At 68.9% G+C, this 22366-nt stretch carries 27 protein-coding genes; 7 read left to right on the top strand and 20 right to left on the bottom strand.

Annotated features, from left to right (window positions below):
- Positions 1 to 30 precede the first annotated feature (30 nt).
- The 3 genes from hslU to ABNQ39_RS12385 all read right to left on the bottom strand — a co-directional run bounded on the left by hslU (position 31) and on the right by ABNQ39_RS12385 (position 3558).
- Positions 31 to 1374 (bottom strand): ATP-dependent protease ATPase subunit HslU, encoded by a 1344-nt coding sequence (gene hslU, locus ABNQ39_RS12395; RefSeq protein ID WP_376957879.1) that lies wholly within the window; start codon positions 1372 to 1374, stop codon positions 31 to 33.
- A 5-nt stretch (positions 1375 to 1379) separates the two neighbouring features.
- The gene (gene hslV, locus ABNQ39_RS12390) at positions 1380 to 1943 is read right to left on the bottom strand and encodes an ATP-dependent protease subunit HslV (protein WP_098740902.1); all 564 of its coding nucleotides are present in this window, start codon (positions 1941 to 1943) and stop codon (positions 1380 to 1382) included.
- A gap of 103 nt (positions 1944 to 2046) precedes the next feature.
- Positions 2047 to 3558 (bottom strand): serine protease, encoded by a 1512-nt coding sequence (locus ABNQ39_RS12385; RefSeq protein WP_376957878.1) that lies wholly within the window; start codon positions 3556 to 3558, stop codon positions 2047 to 2049.
- Between the two features lie 135 nt (positions 3559 to 3693).
- On the opposite strand from ABNQ39_RS12385, the gene hisB reads away from it, so the two are divergent.
- From hisB to ABNQ39_RS12350, 7 genes are all read left to right on the top strand, one after another.
- Positions 3694 to 4317 (top strand): imidazoleglycerol-phosphate dehydratase HisB, encoded by a 624-nt coding sequence (gene hisB / locus ABNQ39_RS12380; RefSeq protein ID WP_044550958.1) that lies wholly within the window; start codon positions 3694 to 3696, stop codon positions 4315 to 4317.
- A 61-nt stretch (positions 4318 to 4378) separates the two neighbouring features.
- Positions 4379 to 5023 carry an imidazole glycerol phosphate synthase subunit HisH gene (hisH, locus tag ABNQ39_RS12375; RefSeq protein ID WP_376957877.1) on the top strand — a complete coding sequence of 215 codons (645 nt, stop codon included), beginning with the start codon at positions 4379 to 4381 and terminating at the stop codon, positions 5021 to 5023.
- A 4-nt stretch (positions 5024 to 5027) separates the two neighbouring features.
- Positions 5028 to 5570 (top strand): GNAT family N-acetyltransferase, encoded by a 543-nt coding sequence (locus ABNQ39_RS12370; RefSeq protein WP_376957876.1) that lies wholly within the window; start codon positions 5028 to 5030, stop codon positions 5568 to 5570.
- A 61-nt stretch (positions 5571 to 5631) separates the two neighbouring features.
- Positions 5632 to 6378, top strand: coding sequence for a 1-(5-phosphoribosyl)-5-[(5-phosphoribosylamino)methylideneamino]imidazole-4-carboxamide isomerase (gene hisA, locus ABNQ39_RS12365; RefSeq protein WP_098740906.1), 747 nt, complete (start codon positions 5632 to 5634; stop codon positions 6376 to 6378).
- Positions 6378 to 7163 (top strand): imidazole glycerol phosphate synthase subunit HisF, encoded by a 786-nt coding sequence (hisF, locus tag ABNQ39_RS12360; RefSeq protein WP_376957875.1) that lies wholly within the window; start codon positions 6378 to 6380, stop codon positions 7161 to 7163. Before hisA ends, hisF begins: the two co-directional genes overlap by 1 nt.
- Positions 7156 to 7563, top strand: coding sequence for a phosphoribosyl-ATP diphosphatase (locus tag ABNQ39_RS12355; protein ID WP_376957874.1), 408 nt, complete (start codon positions 7156 to 7158; stop codon positions 7561 to 7563). The genes hisF and ABNQ39_RS12355 overlap by 8 nt, the downstream gene beginning before the upstream one ends.
- 31 nt (positions 7564 to 7594) lie before the next feature.
- Positions 7595 to 7963 carry a histidine triad nucleotide-binding protein gene (locus ABNQ39_RS12350; protein WP_376957873.1) on the top strand — a complete coding sequence of 123 codons (369 nt, stop codon included), beginning with the start codon at positions 7595 to 7597 and terminating at the stop codon, positions 7961 to 7963.
- A gap of 39 nt (positions 7964 to 8002) precedes the next feature.
- Here ABNQ39_RS12350 and ABNQ39_RS12345 read toward each other — a convergent pair whose 3' ends face one another.
- From ABNQ39_RS12345 to rbfA, 17 genes are all read right to left on the bottom strand, one after another.
- On the bottom strand, positions 8003 to 8401 hold the full coding sequence (locus ABNQ39_RS12345; RefSeq protein ID WP_376957872.1) for a helix-turn-helix domain-containing protein: 399 nt from the start codon (positions 8399 to 8401) through the stop codon (positions 8003 to 8005).
- A gap of 24 nt (positions 8402 to 8425) precedes the next feature.
- Positions 8426 to 9001, bottom strand: a complete 576-nt coding sequence (locus ABNQ39_RS12340; protein ID WP_376957871.1) for a Smr/MutS family protein — start codon at positions 8999 to 9001, stop codon at positions 8426 to 8428.
- A gap of 151 nt (positions 9002 to 9152) precedes the next feature.
- On the bottom strand, positions 9153 to 9989 hold the full coding sequence (locus ABNQ39_RS12335) for a shikimate 5-dehydrogenase (protein ID WP_376957870.1): 837 nt from the start codon (positions 9987 to 9989) through the stop codon (positions 9153 to 9155).
- A 51-nt stretch (positions 9990 to 10040) separates the two neighbouring features.
- Complete coding sequence (gene ccmI / locus ABNQ39_RS12330) at positions 10041 to 11474, bottom strand: c-type cytochrome biogenesis protein CcmI (RefSeq protein WP_376957869.1); 1434 nt, start codon at positions 11472 to 11474, stop codon at positions 10041 to 10043.
- Complete coding sequence (locus ABNQ39_RS12325; RefSeq protein ID WP_376957868.1) at positions 11474 to 11944, bottom strand: cytochrome c-type biogenesis protein; 471 nt, start codon at positions 11942 to 11944, stop codon at positions 11474 to 11476. The genes ccmI and ABNQ39_RS12325 overlap by 1 nt, the downstream gene beginning before the upstream one ends.
- Entirely contained in the window at positions 11944 to 12498 is a 555-nt protein-coding gene (locus ABNQ39_RS12320) for a DsbE family thiol:disulfide interchange protein (protein ID WP_376957867.1), read from the bottom strand. The genes ABNQ39_RS12325 and ABNQ39_RS12320 overlap by 1 nt, the downstream gene beginning before the upstream one ends.
- A gap of 14 nt (positions 12499 to 12512) precedes the next feature.
- Positions 12513 to 14519 carry a heme lyase CcmF/NrfE family subunit gene (locus ABNQ39_RS12315; RefSeq protein ID WP_376957866.1) on the bottom strand — a complete coding sequence of 669 codons (2007 nt, stop codon included), beginning with the start codon at positions 14517 to 14519 and terminating at the stop codon, positions 12513 to 12515.
- Between the two features lie 7 nt (positions 14520 to 14526).
- Positions 14527 to 14991 carry a cytochrome c maturation protein CcmE gene (ccmE, locus tag ABNQ39_RS12310; protein WP_376957865.1) on the bottom strand — a complete coding sequence of 155 codons (465 nt, stop codon included), beginning with the start codon at positions 14989 to 14991 and terminating at the stop codon, positions 14527 to 14529.
- A complete protein-coding gene (gene ccmD, locus ABNQ39_RS12305; protein ID WP_376957864.1) occupies positions 14988 to 15233 on the bottom strand; it encodes a heme exporter protein CcmD in 246 nt (81 codons plus the stop codon). The genes ccmE and ccmD overlap by 4 nt, the downstream gene beginning before the upstream one ends.
- A 5-nt stretch (positions 15234 to 15238) precedes the next feature.
- A complete protein-coding gene (locus ABNQ39_RS12300; protein WP_376957863.1) occupies positions 15239 to 15997 on the bottom strand; it encodes a heme ABC transporter permease in 759 nt (252 codons plus the stop codon).
- 235 nt (positions 15998 to 16232) lie between these two features.
- Positions 16233 to 16700: an EVE domain-containing protein gene (locus tag ABNQ39_RS12295; protein ID WP_376957862.1), complete on the bottom strand. Its 468-nt coding sequence runs from the start codon at positions 16698 to 16700 to the stop codon at positions 16233 to 16235.
- A complete protein-coding gene (locus ABNQ39_RS12290; protein ID WP_376957861.1) occupies positions 16697 to 17134 on the bottom strand; it encodes a VOC family protein in 438 nt (145 codons plus the stop codon). The genes ABNQ39_RS12295 and ABNQ39_RS12290 overlap by 4 nt, the downstream gene beginning before the upstream one ends.
- Before the next feature lie 116 nt (positions 17135 to 17250).
- A complete protein-coding gene (locus ABNQ39_RS12285; RefSeq protein ID WP_376957860.1) occupies positions 17251 to 17943 on the bottom strand; it encodes a helix-turn-helix transcriptional regulator in 693 nt (230 codons plus the stop codon).
- A gap of 123 nt (positions 17944 to 18066) precedes the next feature.
- Entirely contained in the window at positions 18067 to 20178 is a 2112-nt protein-coding gene (gene pnp, locus ABNQ39_RS12280) for a polyribonucleotide nucleotidyltransferase (protein WP_376957859.1), read from the bottom strand.
- A gap of 347 nt (positions 20179 to 20525) precedes the next feature.
- On the bottom strand, positions 20526 to 20795 hold the full coding sequence (gene rpsO, locus ABNQ39_RS12275) for a 30S ribosomal protein S15 (RefSeq protein ID WP_376957858.1): 270 nt from the start codon (positions 20793 to 20795) through the stop codon (positions 20526 to 20528).
- A gap of 14 nt (positions 20796 to 20809) precedes the next feature.
- The gene (gene truB, locus ABNQ39_RS12270) at positions 20810 to 21751 is read right to left on the bottom strand and encodes a tRNA pseudouridine(55) synthase TruB (RefSeq protein WP_376957857.1); all 942 of its coding nucleotides are present in this window, start codon (positions 21749 to 21751) and stop codon (positions 20810 to 20812) included.
- Entirely contained in the window at positions 21741 to 22355 is a 615-nt protein-coding gene (gene rbfA, locus ABNQ39_RS12265) for a 30S ribosome-binding factor RbfA (RefSeq protein ID WP_376957856.1), read from the bottom strand. Before rbfA ends, truB begins: the two co-directional genes overlap by 11 nt.
- Between the last annotated feature and the right edge of the window lie 11 nt (positions 22356 to 22366).

The following is a 22366-nucleotide window of genomic DNA, read 5'->3' as shown; positions in this document are numbered from 1 at the left end:
GGGGCGCCGTCTCGGGCGCCCCTCACGCGTTTACAGGATGAACTTCGACAGGTCCGCGTTCTTCGCCAGCCCGCCGACCCGCTCCCGCACCAGCGCGGCGTCGATGGTGACCGTCTCGCCGGCACGGTCGCTGGCGGCGAAGCTGATCTCCTCCAGCAGCCGCTCCAGCACCGTGTGCAGGCGGCGCGCGCCGATGTTCTCCACCGAGCCGTTGATCTCCGCCGCCAGCCGGGCCAGCTCGTCGATGCTGTCGTCGGTGAAGACCAGATCGACCTCCTCCGTCTTCATCAGCGCCTTGTACTGGCGGATCAGGCTGGCCTCCGGCTCGGTCAGGATGCGCTTGAAGTCGTCCTGGCTCAGCGCCTTCAGCTCGACGCGGATCGGCAGGCGGCCTTGCAGCTCCGGCAGCAGGTCCGACGGCTTGGCGACGTGGAAGGCGCCCGACGCGATGAACAGGACATGGTCGGTCTTCACCGGACCGTGCTTGGTCGACACCGTGGTGCCTTCGATCAGCGGCAGCAGATCGCGCTGGACGCCTTCGCGGCTGACGTCGGCGCCGCGGGCGTCGGAGCGGGCGGAGATCTTGTCGATCTCGTCGAGGAAGACGATGCCGTTCTGCTCGACCGCGCGGATCGCCTCGGCCACCACCTTTTCCTGGTCCAGCAGCTTGTCCGACTCCTCGGCCATCAGCACGGTGTGGCTCTCGGCAACCGTCATGCGGCGGGTCTTGGTGCGGCCGCCCATCATCTTGCCGAACATGTCGTTCAGGTTCAGCATGCCCATCTGGGAGCCCGGCATGCCGGGGATGTCGAAGGTCGGCATGCCGGCCGGCGCAGCGGTGTCGGCGACCTGGATTTCGATCTCCTTGTCGTTCAGCGTGCCCTCGCGCAGCATCTTGCGGAACTTGGCGCGCGTCTCGGCACTGGCGTTGTCGCCGCACAGCGCGTCGAGCACGCGCTCCTCCGCCCGCAGCTCGGCCTTGGCGGCGACCTCCTTGCGCAGCCGCTCACGGGTCAGGCCGATGGCGGCCTCGACCAGATCGCGGACGATCTGCTCGACGTCGCGGCCGACATAACCGACCTCGGTGAACTTGGTGGCTTCGACCTTGAGGAAGGGAGCCTGGGCCAGCCGGGCGAGGCGGCGGGCGATCTCGGTCTTGCCGACGCCGGTCGGGCCGATCATCAGGATATTCTTCGGCAGCACCTCTTCCCGCAGCCCCTCGGGCAGCTGCTGCCGGCGCCAGCGGTTGCGCAGCGCGATGGCGACCGCGCGCTTGGCCTCGTTCTGGCCGACGATGTAGCGGTCGAGTTCGGAGACGATCTCGCGCGGGCTGAAGGCGGCGGTGTCGGCGGACACGGATGCGGTCTGGCTCATGGCGCTCACAGCTTTTCCAGGGTGACGTTTTCGTTGGTGTAGACGCAGATGCCGGCGGCGATCTTCATCGCCTTGCGCGCCACGGCCTCCGCATCCATCCCGTCGATGTCGATCAGCGCGCGCGCCGCCGACAGGGCGTAGGAACCGCCGGAGCCGATGCCGATCAGCCCGTCCTCCGGCTCCAGCACGTCGCCGTTGCCGGTCAGCACGAGGCTGACGCTCTTGTCGGCCACCGCCATCATCGCCTCAAGCCGGCGCAGATAGCGGTCGGTGCGCCAGTCCTTGGCCATCTCGACGCAGGCGCGGGTCAGCTGGCCGGGATACTGCTCCAGCTTGCCTTCCAGCCGTTCGAACAAGGTCATCGCATCGGCGGTGGCGCCGGCGAAGCCCGCCATCACCGTGCCGCCAGCCAGCCAGCGGACCTTGCGCGCATTGGCCTTCATCACCGTCGGGCCGACCGAGACCTGCCCGTCGCCGGCGATCACCACCTGACCGTTCTTGCGCACCGACAGGATCGTGGTGCCGTGCCACTGGATGGGATCATGAGGATTGGACGCTGGATAGGTCATGCGGGAACCACGCTGGAGAATGGGAAACGTCCCCGCCGCCCCGGATCCGGGGCGCCGTCGCAGGCGCATGGAGCTTGCAAGTCGTGGCGGCAGGGCATCCGGTCTATGTGGGAGGGGCGCTGTCGCCGTCAAGCATATCGCCGTTTGGCCCATCCTCCTCCCACAGGGACTCTACCGGGGCGTTCCGGCGCGTTTTGCCCGGTTTGGTCGGGGTGACGGACGGCATGGGGCCGGCCGGATCCGCCCCCAGCCGGTCGAGCAGCGGACCGAGCGCCAGGAACTCCACCAGACCGGCCGGGGTGGCGGCCAGAGTGGGGGCGGAACGGCCGGCGGAGGGCGCGATCCCGACAAGCGCACCGCTGCCGTCGAGCAGCGGGTCGCCCGCCTCGGTCACCGCGGTCAGCAGGGCGGCCGAGCCCAGATCCGCCTGGACCACCGAGGGGGCATCCCCCTCGTCGGCCGGCAGCCCGCCGACGATGCCGGCGACCTTCCGTCCCCGTCCGCCGGGGATCGCCCGCACCGGCTCGCTGACGCGCAGGGCCGCGGTGCGGACGGGCAGGGCGGGCAGCCGGGCCGGTACCCGGACCAGGGCGAAGCCGCTGGCCGGGTCGCGCCCGACCACCCAGCCGGTCAGCTCCACCCCGCGGGCAGGTCGGACGGTGACGGTGGGGTCTGATCCGGGCAGCGGGGCCAGCAGCACCGCCTGCACCTCGCCGGCCGCATCGGTCTCGCCGATCACCAGCCCATGCGACCCGCCGACCGGGACTCTCGCCGCTGCCGGCCGGCCGGATCCGGCCCCGGTCCGCAGCAGCAGGCGGCCTGGACGGGACGCCGCCGACCCCGCAGCCAGGGCAGGGGGGGCGGCGTCCGGCGTCAGCGGGGTGGGGCCGGATCCGGCCGGCGCCGCCACGGGAAACACCACCGACGAAGACTGAGACTGGGGCAGGTCGCCGCCCGACAGCAGGGTGCGGAAGCCGCCGTCGGCGGCGAGCGCCTCGACCGCGGCGGCGAAGGCCTCCTCGACCAGCAGGGTGTCGCCTTGCGGCACGCCGCTCTCCTGCGCGATGGCGCCGGTGGTGACCACCCGGTGCACCAGCCCGCCGCCGCGCGCGTCGTAGACCGTCCATTCCACCTTGACGCTGCCGGTGCCGGAACTGCCCTTGCTGCTGCCGGTCAGCCAGTTGGTGCGGTGGCAAAGCTCCAGCTGCACGTCGCGCAGATCGCCCTGCACGGTGAAGCGGGCACGGCTGCGGTTGCCGTCGGGATTGTCGGGACCGCCGGGCCGGCCGACCACGTCGAAGCCGGCGGCGGTCATCGCCTCGGCGAAGCGCTCGTCGAAGGTGGAGCCGCGCCGCATGTTGACGCCGCTGGTCCAATAGACGTCGTCATAGGGCGGGGCGCAGTCGATGCCCCAGACATAGCGGCCGATCTGCATCCCGCGCCGCATCGACCCGATGGTCAACTCGCCGAAGCGGAACGGCGCCGTGGTCCCGGCGGCCACCGGCGGCGCCGTCCTGGCGACCGGCGGCGGCGGGGACAGGCCGGCACATCCGGCCGGCAGCAGGCCGGACAGGAGAACCAGGACTGCGACGATTGGGCGCGGATGGTCGGTCATAAGCGGATATGCACGCAGGAAGTGTAAACAACTCTATCCTGCACACGTCCGTAGGACAATCGTCGGAATGGACGGGCCGCGCATCAATCGTGCCGGGTGCTGGCGCGGGGGGATGCTTCCTGCTACAAAACCGCCATGGACCAGACCCCCATCAATGGCGGCCGCCGCGCCTCGATCGAGCGGAACACCACGGAGACCCGGATCCGGGTCGCGCTGAACCTTGACGGCACCGGCGTCTACGACGTCAAGACGGGGGTCGGCTTCCTCGACCATATGCTGGAACAGCTGTCGCGCCACAGCCTGATGGACCTGACGGTCCTGGCCGACGGCGACCTGCACATCGACTATCACCACACCACCGAGGACACCGGCATCGCCATCGGCATGGCGGTGGCGAAGGCGCTGGGCGACCGCAAGGGCATCCAGCGCTACGGCCATTCCTATGTCCCGATGGACGAGACGCTGACGCGGGTGGCGCTGGACTTCTCCAACCGGCCCTACCTGATCTGGAAGGTGAACTTCACCCGCGACAAGATCGGCGATTTCGACACCGAGCTGTTCCGCGAGTGGTTCCAGGCCTTCGCCATGGCCGCCGGCGTGACGCTGCACGTCGAGAACCTGTATGGCGAGAACAACCACCACATCGTGGAAAGCTGCTACAAGGCGCTTGCCCGCGCGCTGCGCGCCGGGGTGGAGATCGACCCGCGCAAGCGCGATGCGGTGCCCTCGACCAAGGGCACGCTCGGCGGATCGCTCTGACGGCGGGGACCGCGGTCCAGTCCTCCCCCTCCGCCGTCCTATCGGAAGGTTTGTCACGTTCATGGAAACGGTCGCGCTGATCGATTACGGCTCCGGCAACCTGCGCTCCGCCGCCAAGGCGATCGAGCGCGCGGCCGGCGAAGCCGATGCGTCCTACACTGTCCTCGTCACCTCCGACGCCGATGCCGTCCGCCGGGCCGACCGCGTGGTCCTGCCCGGCGTCGGCGCCTTCGCCGACTGCAAGCGCGGCCTGTCGGAGGTTCCCGGCATGCTGGAGGCGCTGGAGGAGGTGGTGCACCGCCGCGGTCGCCCCTTCCTCGGCATCTGCGTCGGCATGCAGCTGATGGCGGAGCGCGGCCGCGAATATGGCGTGACCGAGGGTCTGGGCTGGATCGCGGGCGAGGTGGTGAAGCTGGAGCCGGCCGATCCGGCCCTGAAGATCCCGCACATGGGCTGGAACGAGCTGAACATCCGCCACCCGCACCCGGTGCTGGCCGGCCTGCCCGAGGGCAGCCACGCCTATTTCGTCCATTCCTACCAGTTCAGGCTCGCCGATCCCGACACGCTGATCGCGTCCGCGGATTATGGCGGGCCCTTCGCCGCGGTGGTCGGGCGCGACAATCTGGTCGGCACCCAGTTCCACCCGGAGAAGAGCCAGGCGACCGGCTTGGCGCTGATCGCCAATTTCCTGCGCTGGAAGGTCTGACGAGATGGCCGAGATCGCCATCGACAAGGTCGATGCGCTGAAGACCGCCGACCTGCACGACCTGTGCGACGCGGCCGATGACGCCATCCGCGCCGGCGGCGGCTTCGGCTGGGTCGAGCCGCCGCCGCGCGATGTGATGGAACGCTATTGGAAGGGCGTTCTGGTGGTGCCGGAACGGGTGATGTTCGTCGCCCGCCTGGACGGGGTGGTGGCCGGATCCGCCCAGCTGGTTAAGCCGCCGCGCAACAACGAGGCGCAGGCCCACGCCGCCCAGCTGACCACCAGCTTCGTCGCCCCCTGGGCGCGCGGCCACGGCCTTGCCCGCCGCCTGACCGTGGCGGTGCTGGAGGAGGCGCGCGCCGTCGGCTTCAAGGTGCTGAACCTCGACGTCCGCGTGACCCAGGATGCGGCCATCGCGCTCTATGAATCGCTCGGCTTCAAGCGCTGGGGCACCCATCCCTTCTACGCGCTGGTGCAGGGAAAGCCGCTCGCCGGACATTACTACTGCAAGGATCTCGAGCCTGCGCAACAGCCGCCGGCACAATAACCGACAGCCCAATGACCGCCCGCCCGACAACCGCCAGCCACGCCATAGGAAGACGCCCGCGATGATCATCTACCCCGCCATCGACCTCAAGGACGGTGCCTGCGTCCGCCTGCTGCGCGGCGAGATGAGCCAGGCCACGGTCTTCAACACCGATCCCGGCGAACAGGCCCGCCTGTTCCAGAGCCAGGGCTTCGAATGGCTGCATCTGGTCGACCTCAACGGCGCCTTCGAAGGCAAGCCGGTCAACGGTGCGGCGGTCGAGAGCATCCTGAAGTCGGTCACCATCCCGGTGCAGCTCGGCGGCGGCATCCGCGACCTGACCACCATCGGCATGTGGCTGGAGAAGGGCATCAGCCGCGTCATCCTGGGCACGGTGGCGCTGCGCGATCCGGAGCTGGTGAAGGCGGCCTGCCGCGAGTTCCCCGGCAAGATCGCCGTCGGCATCGACGCGCGCGAAGGCTATGTCGCCGTGGCCGGCTGGGCCGAGACCTCCGACATCAAGGCGCTGGATCTGGCGTTGAAGTTCGAGGATTGCGGCGTCGCCGCCATCATCTACACCGACATCAACCGCGACGGCGCGATGGGCGGCGTCAACGTCGAATCCACCTCCGATCTCGCCTTCCACCTGACCACGCCGGTCATCGCGTCCGGCGGCGTCTCGTCCATCGAGGACTTGAAGGCGCTGAAGGTCGAGGAGGACACCGGGATCGAGGGCGTGATCTGCGGCCGGGCGCTGTACGATGGCCGGATCGATCCCAAGGAGGCACTGGCCCTGCTGTCCGCCCCCGCCGTCGAGGACGCCGACTGATGCTGAAGATGCGTGTCATCCCCTGCCTGGACGTCAAGGACGGCCGGGTGGTCAAGGGGGTCAATTTCGTCGATCTGGTCGATGCCGGCGATCCGGTGGAGCAGGCCCGCGTCTATGACCGCGAGGGGGCCGACGAGCTGACCTTCCTCGACATCACCGCCAGCCACGAGAACCGCGACACCATCTTCGACGTGGTGCGGCGGACGGCGGAGCAGGTCTTCATGCCGCTGACCGTCGGCGGCGGCGTGCGCACGGTGGACGACATCCGCAAGCTGCTGTTGGCCGGCGCCGACAAGGTGTCGATCAATACCGCGGCGATCCACCGTCCGGAGTTCGTGCGCGAAGGCGCGGAGAAGTTCGGCGCCCAGTGCATCGTCGTCGCCATCGACGCCAAGAAGGTGGCTCCCGGCAAATGGGAGGTCTTCACCCATGGCGGCCGCAACGCCACCGGCATCGACGCGGTGGAGTGGGCCAAGCGGATGGAATCGTTGGGGGCCGGCGAAATCCTGCTGACCTCGATGGACCGTGACGGTACCAAGAGCGGCTTCGACCTGGAACTGACGCGCACGGTGGCGGACTCGATCCGCGTCCCGGTGATCGCGTCGGGCGGCGTCGGCACCCTCGACCATCTGGTGGAGGGCATCCGCGAAGGGCACGCCACCGCGGTGCTCGCCGCCTCGATCTTCCATTTCGGCACCTACACCATCGGTCAGGCCAAGGCCGCGCTCGCCACCGCCGGCATCCCGGTGCGCCCGGCCAAGACGCTGGAGACGACAAATGGGTGACAAGAAGGCCACCGAGAAGGCCGCGGAAAAAGCCGGCGAGAAGTCTGCCGATAAGGCACTGACCACCCCGTCGGCCACCCCGTCGGCGGAGGTGCTCGACCGCCTGTTCGTCACCGTGCAGGGCCGCAAGGGCGCGGATCCGGAAAGCTCCTACACCGCGAAGCTCTACAGCCGCGGCACCGCCAAGATCGCCCAGAAGGTGGGCGAGGAGGCGGTGGAGGCGATCCTGGAGGCCGTGCGCGGCGACAAGGCGGCGCTGGCCGCGGAATCCGCCGACCTGCTCTATCACCTGCTGGTGCTGTGGGCCGATCTCGGGCTGGACCCGGCGGAGGTCTGGAGCAGGCTCGCCCAGCGCGAGGGCACCAGCGGCATCGACGAGAAGAAGTCCCGTAAAGCCTGATCGGGGCCTCCCCAGCAAGAGGACGCATGCGATGGCCAAGAACTATGACGCCAACAACGTGTTTGCCCGCATCCTGCGCGGCGAAATCCCGTGCAAGAAGGTCCATGAGACCGAACACGCGCTGGCATTCCACGACATCGAGCCGCAGACCCCGACCCATGTGCTGGTGATCCCGAAGGGCGCCTACATCGACCTGGACGACTTCACCGCCAAGGCGTCGGAGGCGGAGATCGCCGGCCTGTTCCGCGCGGTGGGCGAGGTCGCCCGCATGGTCGGCGCCGACGGCCCCGGCTACCGCATCCTGTCCAACTGCGGGGAAGCCGCGCATCAGGAAGTGCCCCACCTGCACATCCACCTGTTCGCCGGCCGCGACCTCGGGCGGATGATCGGCAAGGCCTGAGGGAAAGAATTCCCTCTGCCTTCGGGAAAAGGGAACCGTCTACCGCCGCCGCATCCCCACCCGGCGCCGTGTCCCCTTTTTTGGCGGCACGGCGTCGAGGATCGCCAGGATCGCCGCGATCCCGTCCTCGTCCAGATCGTCGATCCGTTCCGACAGAAGGTTGGCGAGTTCCGTCGCCCGCGCGCTCAGGCCGGAGGTGTCCACCGTCACGCGCGGGTGGGACAGATCCGCCAGCCGCTCCAGCTCCTCCGCCTCGTCCCAGATGATGCCGAAATAGGCGCAGATCTGCCGGACCAGCTGGGGGGAGGGCTGGCCGCGCTTGCCATGCTCCAGCGCCGACAGATAGGCGGACGAGATGGACAGGTCGGTCGCCATCTGCTTCAGCGTCACGCCCCTGGCGTCGCGCAGCGACCGGACCCGTTCGCCGAACGGGGTCATGTGGAGTCCCTGACTGTTTGGGACCTAGTCCTTACGGTCGCGCCGCCGTTTGATCAAGACATACAGCGCGCCGTCGCCGCCATGCTTGGGCTGGGCCGGCTGGATCGCCAGCACCATCGGCCGCAGGGCCGGATCGGCCAGCCAGCGGGGGGTTGCCTGACGCAGCACGCCCAGGCTGCCGAAACTGCCCTTGCCGGTGATCACCAGCACACAGCGCCGCCCCTCGTTCCAGGCGCGGTGGACGAAGCCGGCGAGCGCGTGGTGCGCCTGCGCCTGGGTCATGCCGTGCAGGTCGATGCGGCCGTCGATCTCCAGCTCTCCGCGGCGGAACCGGTCGCCGGTGCGGCGGTCGATGTTGGCGGTCGATCCGGGGGTCAGCGGCGGATGGGCCGCCCGCGACGGCCGGGCCGGGGAGAGGAATTGCTTGGCGGTCGGCGGCGGGGCGAGGCTGGTCGCCACCGGCTCCTCGACCAGCTCGGCCATGGTCGCCAGCGGTTCCGGCTCCGACTCGACCTGCCGTCCGGGCATCGGTTCGGCGTCGCGCATGGCGATCCGCCACAGGCGCCGCTCGTCGGGCGTGGGCAGTCGTCTGCGGGTCATCGGCGCGGAACCTTCTGCGGCAAAGAAAAGGGCGGTGCCAACGGATAAAGCCCGTCGGCCCGCCCCTGTCAATGTGTGTTGCCGCGCCGCAAAGAAAAAGGGCGCCGGCGAAAAGGCCGCCCACGAGGCGGCACGTTGCCGAAGCCTGGGCTCAGCCCTGCGACCAGGCGGCGGCGGCGGCGATCTGCTCGTCGGTCGGACGCACGCCGGTGTAGAGCACGAACTGTTCGAGCGCCTGGAGGGCGATCACTTCGGCGCCGGTGATCACCGGCTTGCCGGCCTCCCGCGCGGCGCGGATCAGCGGGGTTTCGGCCGGCATGGCGACGACGTCGAACACCTGCGCCGCCGATGCGATCAGCGCAGGCTCGAAGGCGAGGGTGTCGGCTTCCGGCCCGCCGGCCATGCCGAGCGGCGTCACGTTGACCAGCAGCGATCCCTCGGCAATGCCGGTGGTGTCCGGCTGCCAGGGCAGGCTGTACTCGTCGGCGAGCCGGCGGCCGGCCGCCTCGTTGCGGGCGATCAGCGTGCCGTTGGTGAAGCCGGAATCGCGCAACGCACACACGACCGCGCGGGCCATGCCGCCGCTGCCGCGGAGCGCGAAGGGCAGGCCGGGCGAGACGTCGTGACGGTCCAGCAGCGTGCGGACCGCGAGATAGTCGGTGTTGTAGCCGCGCAGCCGGCTCCCGCCATCTTCTGCGCTGTCGTTGACGATGGTGTTGACCGACTGCAACCCGGCGGCCGACGGGTCCAGCTCGTCGAGGAAGGGGATGCAGGCTTCCTTGAAGGGCATCGACACGCCGCAGCCGCGGATGTTCAGCGCCCGGATGCCGGTGATGGCCCCCGGCAGATCCGTGGTGGTGAACGCCTTGTAGACGTAATTCAGCGAGAGGGCTTCATAGAGGTGATTGTGGAAGCGCGTGCCGATGTTGCTCGGGCGGCCCGAGAGCGAAATGCACAGGCGCGTGTCTCTGTCGATCTTGTGGGGCAACCAAGCCTCTCCTTGCCGCAGTCTGGTTCCGGACGTTGTCGCCCCGGCGGGTCAGCCGCCCGCCTTCAACGCGTCCAAACGTCCTTTCAGCAGAGTGTATTCCGGATCGCTCGGCTTGAACTGGGCGATCAGCTTACCCCAATGGGCGGCGGCTTCATCCTTGCGGCCCGACATCATGGCGTCGAGGCCGAGCAGCCACAGCGCATCCTTGTTCTCCGGCTCTGCCTTCAGCGCCAGCCGCAGGGCGGAGGTCGCCTCGTCCGGCAGGGGCTTCGGCGTTTCGTTGCGCGGCTGGGTCTGCAACACGGCGTTGGCGTAGGCGATCTGTACGTCGGCGCGGTCCGGCGCCCGTTCGCGCGCCTTGCGGGCGGCGTCCAGCGCCTTGGCGGTGTCGCCCAGCACGCCGTAGGAGCGGGCGAGCTTCAGCCAGCCATCGACGTCCGACGGGTCGGCCTCCAGCCGGGCGGCGAGGTTGGCGACCATGCCACGGATCATCTCATCCTGGCCCGCTGCGTTGCCTTGGGCATTGCCCTGGGGGTTGGCCTGAGCCTGCGCGTTCGGGGCCGCCTGCTGGCTGCCCTGCGCCGCCTGCTCCTTCTGCTCCGGCGGCAGCGGCTGCGGCGTGACCTTGGCGGGGTCGAGGTTCAGCGCCACCGCGGCCTCGCGGATCTGGTCGCGCACCACCAGCACCCACGGCGCGTCGGCGGGGGACTCCGCCATCAGCGCGCTCCAGCGGTCGAGCGCCCCCTGCTGGTCGCCGGCCTGGAAGCGGGCGAGCGCGGCGAAGAAGCGGGCGCGCGGGTCCTTCGGCTCTTTCGCCAGCACGGCGTCGAAGGCGGCCACCGCCTCCTCCGGCACCATGCCGTCGTTGGCGGACACCAGCGTCTCGGCGAACAGCCCCTGCACCTCGACATCATCCTTGTTCAAGGCGACGGCATGGCGCAGCGCGTCGGCGGCATCGCCGTTGCGGCCCATCTTGGCATAGGCCTGCCCCAGGATCAGCCAGCCCTGGATGTCGCCGGGATTCTCGGCCAGCTGGGCCTTCAGCTTGTCCATCGCCGCCAGGACGCTCTTCGGCGGCCCGCCGCGCTCCTGCTCGATGTTGCGCGAGGCCAGCGGCTGGGCCGGCAGATCTGGGCGGCCGACCGATCCATAGACCGCAAGCGCGCCGACCGGCAGCACCAGCGCCAGCAGCACGGCCAGCACGCGGGCGCTGCGCGGGGCGCTGCTGCCGCCAGCGGTCGCCGCGGTCTTCTCGGCGGTTGCCAGCATGCGCCGGGCGATCTCCGCCCTGGCCGCCTCGGCCTGGGCGTCGTTGATCAGGCCGCGCGTACGGTCGCGCTCCAGCTCGTCCAGCTGGTCGCGGTAGACCTCGCGGTCGAACTCCTCGCGGTCGGGGCCGGATCCGGCCGTGCGCAGAAGCGGCGGCACGATCAGCAGCAGCACGGCCGCGGTCAGGACGGCGGCGAAAATCCAGAACAGCATCAGTCGTCTTTCCGCAGCAGGGCGTCCAGCCGCCGCCGCTCATCCGCGCTCAGGGGCGCGGTGTCGGCACCGGCGGCAACGCCGCGCCGCCCGCGCAGGAACAGGAAGGTGCCGGCCGCACCCAGCAGCAGCACGGCGAAGGGACCGATCCACAGCACCAGCGTGGTCGCCTTGAAGGGCGGCCGCAGCAGCACATAGTCGCCGTAGCGGTCGGTGACGTACTCCATCACCTTGTCGTCGCTGTCGCCGGCCTTCAGCCGGTCGCGCACCAGGAGGCGCAGGTCGCGGGCCAGCGGCGCGTTGCTGTCGTCGATGGACTGGTTCTGGCAGACGAGGCAGCGCAGCTCCTGGCTGATGGTGCGGGCGCGGGTCTCCAGCGCCGGATCCGGCAGCACCTCGTCCGGCTGGACGGCCAGGGCAGGGGAGAGCGTCGACAGCGCCAGCAGGGCGGCGAGGAGGATGCGCGTCATCAGCCCTGCCTCAGATGCTTGACCATCGGGAGGATCTGCTCCTCCACCACCTGCGGGGTCAGCGGGCCGACATGCTTGAAGCGGATGCGGCCCTTGCGGTCGATCAGGTAGCTCTCCGGCACGCCATAGACGCCCCAGTCGATCGACACCCGGCCGTCTTGGTCGGCGCCGATGGCGGCATAGGGGTTGCCGTTGCGCGACAGCCAGGTCAGCGCATCCTCCGGCTTGTCCTTGTAGTTGATGCCGTAGACCGTCACCCCCTGCTCGCGCGACAGGCGGGTGATGACGGGATGCTCCGCCTTGCAGGGGATGCACCAGGAGGCGAAGACGTTCACCAGCGTCACGTCGCCGACCAGCTTTGCCGAGGACAGGCCACTGGCGGCCGGCTGGCCCTGCACCATCTGGCCCGGAATGGCGGGCAGGTCGAAGGTCGGGGCCGGCTTGTCGATCAGGGCCGACGGGATGTCGCGCGGGTCGCGCTCGAACCCCAGGAAGAAGGCGACGCCCACCCCGATGAACAGCAGGAAGGGCAGCAGGTACAGAAGGCGGCGCATGGTGTCTCGTGTCCTCATTCGGCCGGCAGCGGAGCCGACTTGCCCCCGGTTTTCCCGGCCGTGCGGCGGCGTTCCGGCGCGCCGATGCGGAAGCGGCGGTCGGTCAGGCTCACCAGCCCGCCCAGCATCATGCCGACGCCGCCGATCCAGATCCACGGCACCAGCGGGTGGTGGTAGATGCGGACGATCCAGGCGGTGCCGTTCTGCGTCGGGTCGCCCAGCGCCACATACAGGTCGGAGAAGACCGTGGTGTGGATGGCCGATTCCGTGGTGGTCATGCGGGTGGTGCTGTAGCTGCGGCGCTCCGGCTCCAGCGTGGCGACGCGCTGGCCGTCCTTGGTGACGGTGAAGGTGCCGCGCTCCGCCTTGAAGTTCGGGCCGTCGACCAGACCGACGCCGTCGAACTGGAACTCGTAGCCGGCGACGCTGGCCCGGTCGCCCGGCTTCATCGCCGTGATCGATTCCGTCTGCCACGCCGAGGTGCCGGTCATGCCGAGGATCGACAGGCCGACGCAGGCATGGGCGATGGTCATGCCCCAGGCGCTGCGCGGCAGATGCACCGCGCGGTTCCAGCTGTTCTTGAACGAGGTGCGGAACAGGGCGATGCGGTCGGCGAACTCCACCAGCGAGCCGACGAAGGCCCAGGCGGCAAGGCCGATGCCGACCAGCGCCAGCAGCGGACCGCTGCCCGCCTTGACATAGGCGGTGACGGCGACGGCGGCCACCACGGCGACGCCGGCAACCCACAGCCGGGTCAGAGCCGCTCCCAGATCCGCCCGCTTCCACGACAGATAGGGGCCGACGACCATGGCGACCACCATCGGGATGGCGACCGGAACGAAGGTGGCGTTGAAGAAGGGGGCGCCGACCGACACCTTGCCCAGCTTCATGATGTCGAGGAACAGCGGATAGAGCGTGCCGATGAACACCGTCGCCGTCGCGGTCGACAGCAGCAGGTTGTTCAGCACCAGCGCGCCTTCGCGGCTGATCGGCGCGAACAGGCCGCCCGCCTTCAGCGTCGGCGCCCGCAGGCTGTAGAGCAGCAGCGAGCCGCCGGTGGCGATCGCCAGCAGCACCAGGATGAAGATGCCACGCTTGGGATCGACGGCGAAGGCATGGACCGAGGTCAGGATGCCGGAGCGCACCAGGAAGGTGCCCATCAGCGACAGCGAGAAGGTGACGATGGCGAGCAGGATGGTCCAGCTCTTCAGCGCGTCGCGCTTCTCCACCACGATTGCCGAATGCAGCAGGGCGGTGCCGGCCAGCCAGGGCATGAAGGAGGCGTTCTCCACCGGGTCCCAGTACCACCAGCCGCCCCAGCCCAGCTCGTAATAGGCCCACCAGGAGCCCATGGCGATGCCCATGGTCAGGGTCGACCACGCCGCCAGCGTCCAGGGCCGCACCCAACGCGCCCAGGCGGGATCGACCCGCCCCTCGATCAGCGCGGCGACGGCGAAGGAGAAGGCCATCGAGAAACCGACATAGCCGGCATAGAGGAAGGGCGGGTGGAAGGCGAGGCCGGGGTCCTGCAACAGCGGGTTCAGGTCGTTACCGTCGATGGGCGCCGGAATCACGCGGATGAAGGGGTTGGAGGTGATCAGGATGAACAGCAGGAAGCCGACCCCGATCAGCCCCTGGACCGCCAGAACGCGGGCTTTCAGCGTCGGCGGCAGGTTGCGCCCGAACACGGCGACGGCGGCGCCGAAGATCGTCAGCATGACGATCCACAGCATCATCGAGCCCTCGTGGTTGCCCCAGACGCCCGACACCTTGTAGAGCATCGGCTTGGCCGAGTGGCTGTTCTGCACCACGTTCAGCACGCTGAAATCGGACACCACATGCGCCCAGGTCAGCGCCGCGTAGGCCAGCAGCACCAGCAGCATCTGGGCGATGGCCGCGGGCACCGCGACGTTCATCCAGGCGCCGTTGCGGGTGGCGGCGCCGACCAGCGGCGGCACCGACTGCACCAGCGCCACGAACAGCGCCAGCACCAGCGCGTAATGGCCGAGTTCGGGGATCACGGGTCCGCTACTCCTTCTTCGCCGTCTTCGTCGCGGACTCCGCCGGGTTCTTGTAGACGCCGGCCTGCTTCAAGGCCTCCGACACCTCGGGCGGCATGTAGTTCTCGTCATGCTTGGCCAGCACCTCGCGCGCGACGAAGACGCCGCCGGTCATCCGGCCCTCGGCCACCACCCCCTGGCCCTCGCGGAACAGGTCGGGCAGCTGGCCGCGGTAGCGGACGTCCACCGTGTGGGCGGTGTCGGTGACGCGGAAGGCGGTGGTCACGCCGTCCTGCTGCTTCTGGACGCTGCCTTCCTCGACCAGCCCGCCCAGGCGGAAATTGCGGTCGCCGACCTGCTGCGTCTGCAGCTGGCTCGGGCTGTAGAAGAAGACGATGTTGTCCTGGAAGGCGGTCAGCGCCAGGGCGGTCGCCGAACCCAGCCCGAGAAGGGCGAGGCCCAGCATGTAGAGGCGGCGTTTCTTGCGGGTCATCCTTCGCTCGCTTCCGCCGGCGTTCCGGCGTTCTGATCGGCCGCTTTCCGGCCAGTGCTGTTGGAGCTATTGCGGGTGCGGCGGCGGGCGGGGCGGGCGCTTTCCAGCGCCTTCAGCGTCGCCTCGGCGTTGCGCAGCCCCTTCCAGGTGGCGACCAGCAGCCCCAGCAGCACGATGGTGGCGATGCCGTAGGCCGGCCAGACATAGGCGGCATACCCGCCCATATGGAGAAATTCGCTCATCGTCCTTACCCCCGCATCCCGTCCGTCACGGTACCGTCACCGGCAACCCCACCGGCGACTGCCAGCCGCAGCGTCTGGATCTTGCGCTGGGCGATCTCGGTGCGCACGCGCAGCAGGACCACCGACAGGAAATAGGCGGTGAAGGCGCCGGCCATCACCAGCAGCGGCGTCAGCATGCTGGGGTCGATGCTGGGGCCGCCCATGCGCACGACGCTGGCCGGCTGGTGCAGCGTGTTCCACCAGTCGACCGAGAACTTGATGATCGGCACATTGACGATGCCGACCAGCAACAGGACGTTGCCCGCCTTCATGCCGCGCTGCGGATCGTCGAAGGCGTTCACCAGGGCCATGTAGCCGAGATAGAGGAAGAACAGGATCAGCACGCTGGTCAGCCGGGCGTCCCACACCCACCAGGTTCCCCACATCGGCGCGCCCCACAGCGACCCGGTCACCAGGCAGACGAAGGTGAATCCGGCGCCGATGGGGGCGGCGGCCTTGGCGAACAGGTCGGCCAGCGGGTGCTTCCACACCAGGCCGCAAGCCGCGGCGATGGCCATGTTGGTGTAGACGAACAGGCTCATCCAGGCGGCGGGGACATGGATGTACATGATCCGCACCGTCTCGCCCTGCTGATAGTCGGGCGGCGAGCTGAACAGGCTGAACCACAGACCGAGGATCGTCAGGATCACGGTCGCCCCGGCGCACCACGGCAACAGCAGGGCCGACAGGCGCAGGAAGCGGGCGGGGTTGGCGAAGCGATGCATGGAACGATGGCCCCGGTACGGGATGACCTTGGTCAGGCTTGCGGACGATATAAGCGCATGTATGGCGGACTGCGAGGGGTTTCGCCTTGATCTCGGTCAGGCCGATCCGCCATTCGTTCGTACTCTGACACCAAGGTATGAGGTGCCCCGGACCTCCGGCGGCACCTGTCTTCCCGTGTGTGGGACGCCCGAGGCGGGGCGTTTCATCCCCCGCGCGCCGGTGATTTTTTCCCGATCAGGCCGCCATCGCGTTCCGCGCCGCCGCCCCCATCGCCTCCGCAATCAGGTCGAAGTCGCGCAGGCTGACCGGCAGCAGGCCGAAGCGGAAGGGATAGCCCCAGTTCCGCACCCCGGCGGTCAGCTCCAGCCGGTCCAGCAGCGGCTGGATCGGCGCCTCCTCCGCCGGCCACCAGGACACGTCGCGGCGGAAGGGACTGAAGCCGCCGCCCATGTCGAACCGGTAGGGCTCGCCCGGCAGGATCGTGCCGATGGCGGTGAAGGATTTCAGCCCGTCCGCCGCCCCGAACCTGTCGGTGGGGGAGTAGTACGCCACCCGGTCGCCCGCCCGGATCCGCCGCAGCGGGGCGGCCTTGCCGTGGCAGACCTGCATGAAGCCGCCGGCCCGGCCGCGCCGGACATGCTCGGCGCTGGCGACCGCGATCCAGGCTGCGAACGGGGCGCCGGTGTATGTGCTGCCGCTCACGACCGCACCTGCTCGGACTGGGCTTCCTCACCCCGGTTGGGGGCGAACACGCGCAGACGATGGCCGTCCGGGTCCAGTGCAACGAAGGTATGACCGAAATCCATCGCGGTCGGCGGTTGCAGGATGGTCAGGCCGCGGCCGCTCCAGTCGGCGTGCAGGTCGCGCACCACGACCTCGTCGGCAACGGTGAAGGCGATCTCGCCGCCGCCGGGCGCGGTCGCCGCCGGCTCCACCGTGTGGCGCGACCACAGGCCCAGCATCAGCCCGTTTCCCGCCTTGAACATGGCGAAGGTGGGCGAGGCCTCCACCGGCGGCCGGCCCAGCAGCTCGGCGTAGAAGGCGGCGCTGGCGGCGGGGCTGTCGACATAAAGCAGGACGAAATCGAGGGCGAGGGCGGCGGCGGGGTTGGCGGCAGCGGTCTGGGTGGCGGTCATGGTCGGCTCCGGTCTTGAGCGGTTGGGGTGGGGCGGTTCCGTTCGGCGCCCTCACCGGCAAAGCCAAGACTAGGCGGGCATGCTGACAGTTTCCGTCAGCATGCCGTCAACCCCGATCATCCCTTTTGCGGGATGCCCTCGGCCGCGCGCCACTCCTTCAGCATCGCCTGCCGGCGGCGGGGATAGCGGATGTCGCTGGCGGTCAGCGCCAGGATGCGGTCGGTGCGGAAATGGCGGAAGGACTGGCGCAGCTCGCACCACGCCACCATCACCCGCACCCGGTCGAAGAAGCCCAGCGCGAAGGGCCAGACTGTGCGCCGGCTTTCCGAGCCGTCACGGTCGCGATAGGCGATCTCCAGCTTGCGCTCCCCACGGATCGCGCCGCGGATGGCCGCCAGTTCGGCGTCCCCCGCAGGAATGGGTTCGCCCGGCCCGACCAGCAGGGTCGAGCCGTCCAGCCCCTCGCGCTTGTCGGCCGGCAGCACCGCCGCGATCTTGGCGAGCGCGTTGCGCGCCGCCCCGCCCAGCCGGCTGTCGCCGCGCTCCACCACCCAGCGCGACCCCAGCACCAGCGCCTCGACCTCCTCCTCGGTGAACATCAGCGGCGGCAGCAGGAAGCCGGCGCGCAGCAGATAGCCGACCCCCGGCTCCCCCTCGATCATCGCGCCCTGCGCCTGGAGCGTGGCGATGTCGCGGTAGAGCGTGCGCAGGCTGACCCCCAGCTCGCCGGCAAGCGACTTGCCGCTGACCGGCTGGCGATGCCGCCGCAGAACCTGCATCAGATCGAGAAGACGTTCGGCGCGGGACATCGGGAACTGCGGAAAGGGAAGGGACACCCATAATGACAAGGGGCGCTCCCCGATGGGAAGCGCCCCTCTTCATGGCAGGAGTCACCGGGCGGTTGCCCGGCGGTCCCGAACCTTAACGACGGATCACTCCGCCTTCTTGGTCAGGTCCTCGCCGGTGGCCTGGTCGACCTGCTTCATCGACAGCTTGACCTTGCCGCGGTCGTCGAAGCCGATGACCTTGACCTTCACCGAGTCACCCTGCGACACGACGTCCGACACCTTGCCGACGCGCTGCTGCGCCAGTTCGGAGATGTGGACGAGGCCGTCGCGCGAACCGAGGAAGTTCACGAAGGCGCCGAAATCGACGACCTTCACCACCTTGCCGGTGTAGACGACGTTCATCTCCGGCTCGGCGACGATGCCCTTGATCCACTCGATGGCGGCGTCCGACTTCTTCTGGTCGACGGCCGAGACCTTGACGGTGCCGTCGTCCTCGATGTCGATCTTGGCGCCGGTCTGCTCGACGATCTCGCGGATCACCTTGCCGCCGGAGCCGATCACGTCGCGGATCTTCTCCTTCGGGATGTTGATCACGGTGATGCGCGGGGCGTTCTCGTTGACGCCTTCGCGGGCGCCGGTCAGCGCCTTCGACATCTCGCCCAGGATGTGCAGGCGGCCGTCCTTGGCCTGGCCCAGCGCGATCTTCATGATCTCCTCGGTGATCGAGGTGATCTTGATGTCCATCTGCAGCGCGGTGACGCCGACCTCGGTGCCGGCGACCTTGAAGTCCATGTCGCCGAGGTGATCTTCGTCACCCAGGATGTCCGACAGGACGGCGAAGCCGTGGTCTTCCTTGATCAGACCCATGGCGATGCCGGCGACCGGACGGATCAGCGGCGCGCCGGCGTCCATCAGCGACAGCGAGGTGCCGCAGACGGTGGCCATCGAGGAGGAACCGTTGGACTCGGTGACTTCCGACACGACGCGCAGCGTGTAGGGGAAGTCTTCCTTCTTCGGCAGCAGCGGGTGGATGGCGCGCCACGCCAGCTTGCCGTGGCCGATCTCGCGGCGGCCCGGGCTGCCCATGCGGCCGGCTTCACCCACCGAGTACGGGGGGAAGTTGTAGTGCAGCATGAAGTGCTCGCGGTACTCGCCCTCGAGCGCGTCGATGATCTGCTCGTCCTGGCTGGTGCCCAGCGTGGTCACCACCAGCGCCTGGGTCTCGCCACGGGTGAACAGGGCCGAGCCGTGGGCGCGCGGCAGGATGCCGACTTCCGACACGATCGGGCGCACGGTCTTGGTGTCACGGCCGTCGATGCGGCGGCCGGTCTTCAGGACGGCGCCGCGCAGGATGTCGGCTTCCAGCTCCTTGAACTCGAACCCGATCGACTGGGCGTCGAATTCCTCGGCCAGCGTCTCGAGCGCCTTCGCCTTGGCGGCGCCGACCTTCTCGTAGCGGCTCTGCTTGACCGTCTCGGTATAGGCGGCCTCGACGGCGGCGCCGACGGTCTCGCGCAGGCGGGCCTTCAGGGCCTTGCGGTCATAGGCCGGCTCCGGCAGGTCCCACGGCTCCTTGGCGGCTTCCTCGGCCAGGTCGATGATCAGGTTGATCACCGGCTGGAAGTTGGTGTGGCCGAACATGACGGCGCCCAGCATGACCTCTTCGGTCAGCTCCTTGGCTTCCGATTCGACCATCAGCACGCCTTCGACGGTGCCGGCGACGACCAGATCCAGGTCGCTGTCGCCGACCTCGTCCCGGGTCGGGTTCAGGATGTACTGGCCGTTCTTGTAGCCGACGCGGGCGGCGGCGATCGGACCCAGGAACGGGATGCCGGAGATCGTCAGCGCGGCCGAGGCGCCGACCATCGCGACGATGTCCGGATCGTTCTCCAGATCGTGGCTCAGCACGGTGCAGACGACCTGCGTCTCGTTGCGGAAGCCATCGGCGAACAGCGGACGGATCGGACGGTCGATCAGGCGGCTGACCAGCGTTTCCTTCTCGGTCGGACGACCTTCGCGCTTGAAGAAGCCGCCGGGGATCTTGCCAGCCGCGAAGGCCTTTTCCTGGTAATTGACGGTCAGCGGGAAGAAATCGATGCCCGGCTTCGGCGCCTTGGCGGCGACGGCGGTGCACAGGACGGTGGTGTCACCATAGGTGACCAGAACCGCGCCGTTGGCCTGACGGGCGATCTTGCCCGTTTCCAGGACCAGCTTGCGGCCGCCCCACTCGATTTCCTTGCGATGAACAGTAAACATGGATTCTTTCCTTCCATCCGACACCCTGGAACGGCCGGATTGCCGCCCAAGGCCGGGGCCATCGGTCGTAGGACCCCGCGAGAAAACTGGAGATACGGTGTTCGACAACAGGACCAAATCAATCGAGGTAGAGGCGCTGCGGATGCAAAAAAGGCCGGTCCCCGAATAAACGGGCCGGCCTGTCCATCACGAAACGCTCAAGATCGAGTTTCTATTGCCAATAACCAATGAGGTGTTCCGAAACGGTACAGGTGAACGAAGACTTGCCTTGTTCCGCTGTTCCGGTGGGTAGCCCCCGGCCGGTGGCCGGCCAGGGGAACCCGAACCCGTCAGCGGGACGGCGCAGCTTAGCGGCGCAGGCCCAGACGCTCGATCAGCGCGGCGTAGCGCGGATGATCCTTCTTCTTCAGGTAGTCGAGCAGACGGCGGCGCTGACCGACCATCACCAGCAGACCACGGCGGGAGTGGAAGTCCTTCTTGTGGCCCTTCAGGTGATCCGTCAGGTTGCTGATGCGCTCCGTCAGGATCGACACCTGGACCTCGGGCGAACCGGTGTCGTTGGTGCCGCGGGAAAATTCCTTGATCAGCTCTTGCTTGCGCTCGGGCGTAATCGACATCGGGGTCTCCTAAATCACGTGAGGTTGAGCACGCGCACCGGACGGACCTCCGCCCCCTCGACACGGGCCAACGCCACCGGCGTTCCGCCGAAAAGCGCAATGACGGTGCAATCCCCCCCTTCAGCACCCTGAACCGCCATCAGCCGTTCACGATCCTGCCGGGTGAGGAGAGCGACCGTCTGGCCGTGCCTCAGTCGGTGCGCTTCCGCTTCCGTCAGGGCCAGCGCCGGGATGTCGTCCAGCGCGGTCTCGATCGGCAACAGAAGTCGTTCGACGGCCGCACCTTGCTCCATGGCGGCCAGTTCGTCCAGGGAAATCGCCCGGTCCAGCGTGAAGGAGCCGACGCGCAGGCGGCGCAGAAGCCCGACATGGCCGACCGTGCCGAGCGCCTCCGACAGGTCGCGCGCCAGCGAGCGGACATAGGTGCCCTTGCCGCAATCGACCTCGAACACCGCATGGTCGGCGTCGGGTTCCTCGACCAGCTCGAAGCGGTCGATGCGCACGGTGCGGGCGGCCAGATCGACCGCATCGCCTTCGCGCGCGATGTCATAGGCGCGCTCGCCGTCGATCTTGATGGCGCAGAACTGCGGCGGGACCTGCTGGATCTCGCCCAGGAAGGCGGGCAGGGCGGCGCGGATTTCGTCGGTCGCCGGACGGTGGTCCGAGCGGGCGATCACCTCGCCCTCGCGGTCGTCGGTGCTGGTGCGCTCGCCCCAGCGGATGGAAAAGCGATAGGTCTTGGCACCGTCCATGGCATAGGACACGGTCTTGGTCGCTTCGCCCAGCGCGATCGGCAGGATGCCGGTCGCCAGCGGGTCCAGCGTGCCGCCATGCCCGGCCTTCTCGGCGTTCAGCAGGCGGCGCACCTTCGACAGCGCCTGGGTGGAGGTCATGCCTTCCGGCTTGTCCAGCACCACCCAGCCATGGATCGGCGTGCCCTTGCGCTTACGAGCCACGACGGCCGCCCTTTTCCCCGCTATTTTCCCCGCTTTTGTCCTCGTCGTCGAGCATGGCGCGGTCCTCGTCGAGGTCGTCGTCCCCGTCCAGTTCGTCGTCCGCCGCGTCGGGATCCTCGTCCTCGCCGTCCTCATCCTCGTCCCAGGAATCGTCCTCGTCCTCGTCATGGTCGTCGTCGCCATTGACGCGGCCCAGCGGATGGCCGCTCAGGTCGCGGGCGACCTCCGGGCTGTGCAGGATGCTGTCGATGCGGTGGGCGTAGTCGAAGGAGGTGTCGCCCTCGAAGCTCAGCGTCGGGGCGTGGCGCAGGTTGACCATGCGGGCGACCTGCCCGCGCAGGAAGGCGGCGGCCCGTTTCAGGGCGACCTGGGCCTCCTCCATCCGCTCGCCGCCCAGCGTCGCATAGAAGACGGTGGCGTTGGACAGGTCGGGGCTGATCCGCACCTCGGTGACCGTGACGTTCAGCGAGGCCAGTTCCGGATCGTGGAAGTCCCCGCGGCGGAACAGGTCGGCAAGGGCGTGGCGCACCTCCTCGCCGACGCGCAGTTGCCGTTGGGACGGGGGCTTGCCGGCGATGAACGCGCCGCGCTTCTTGCTGGCCATGGTACGTGTCT

The organism is Azospirillum sp. A26, from assembly GCF_042604635.1.
GTDB lineage: Bacteria > Pseudomonadota > Alphaproteobacteria > Azospirillales > Azospirillaceae > Azospirillum > Azospirillum palustre.
Note: the sequence above shows the minus strand (reverse complement) of the source record. Positions and strands in the feature narration are given on the sequence as shown.